This window comes from Endozoicomonas atrinae, assembly GCF_001647025.1.
Lineage (GTDB): Bacteria > Pseudomonadota > Gammaproteobacteria > Pseudomonadales > Endozoicomonadaceae > Endozoicomonas > Endozoicomonas atrinae.
Genome location: NZ_LUKQ02000563.1, coordinates 1 through 1,329, shown reverse-complemented (window position 1 = coordinate 1,329; position 1,329 = coordinate 1). Strand labels below are relative to the sequence as shown.

The window sequence follows — 1,329 nt, the reverse complement described above, 5'->3', positions numbered from 1 at the left end:
ATCAGAACCTGATGCACAGAGTTTTTGAGAAGTTAGGCTTGGCAATGAATGACGAAAAAGTCATGAATACTTATGAGGAGCTAAGTAGCTATGGTGCTATCGCTGCATAATAGTGTCCGGAGTATTGTGATATGGGAGCTGCCAACAAACAGATATATGCAGGCTCCGTAGTTGTTGGAAATGATGGGCCTGCAGTCATTCCAACCCCCGCTTTGCAGCAAGCCATGCAGATAGATCTGGCGGATGGGTATACTGGTCAGCTGGATGTGGTGGTTAAGGCCTCTGCTTCAGAACCTTCTTCTGGCAGCATTGCAGAAGTTTCTCAAACCATTCATATCAATGCTGGTGCAGAATTACAGGCTTCGGACCTGGAAGCATCAACCTCAGAAGACAGCAGCTTAACCATTCTTGAAGCTGATCTGGTGAATACTGTCACTGGCTGGGGATATGCAGATCTCAGTGTGTCCAATGTGCAGGTGATTAATGGTACCGGGGATGTGATCAACAATCAGGATGGAACCTTTACGTTCAGACCGGGCTATAACCTGGGTGGAACCACGGCTCAGTTAAGTTTTACTGTTACTGATGGAACCTATGAGACCAGCGGAAACTACGCTATCGAAATTGCCGCTGTCGCGGATGCACCAAAACTGTTAATTAAGGCGCAGAGCGTTGATGAAGTGATTTTGCCTCTGACAAATGCTGATTTCTCCAGTGCCACTGGAGGCGTTGTATTTGATGCGACCGTCAGTGATTATCAGTCTGTGGGTGGTGGTGTAATCCGCAATGTTTGGGATGTTAATGAAGTCGTCGGCTCTGCGTATGATGATACTTTCAAGTTTGAAAATCTTCAGGCGGGTGATGTCATTACGCTTAATGGTGGTACAGGAAATAATATTGTTGATTTAGGTAATTTCAGATCAGATCAGGTTACACTTGATCTCTCAACAAATACTGCCACCATTGATGTTGATGGAGCAGGTAATACGGCGACAATTAATTTCAGTAATATTGACTTGTTTCAGTTCAGAACCGATGTATTTGATGGTACACCTCATGCTGTTGAAATAGATGGTTTTCCCTGGGTTATCAATGGTACTGAGCTATCAATAGACTCCGATAGCAGTAGTAATAACTTCCCTGTTACGTTAATTAATTATGAGGGGACTATCTCCGAATCGTTCACTCTTGATGCTCAGGTTATACCAATCGCATTTTCTAAATCCTTAAGCTGCCGCCAACTATGCTTAGGCATCATTACCATGCATTATCTAGAACAGATGTCTCGTCGACCACAGCTACCCGAAGGTTTTAATGATGTTGATTTTC

1 protein-coding gene is annotated in these 1,329 nt (G+C 44.0%); it reads left to right on the top strand.

Annotation, left to right across the window (positions count from 1 at the left end):
* Positions 1 to 131: 131 nt before the first annotated feature.
* Positions 132 to 1,329: cadherin-like domain-containing protein (locus AK963_RS29065; protein ID WP_139117778.1), on the top strand; the 1,198-nt coding region annotated here is incomplete at its 3' end.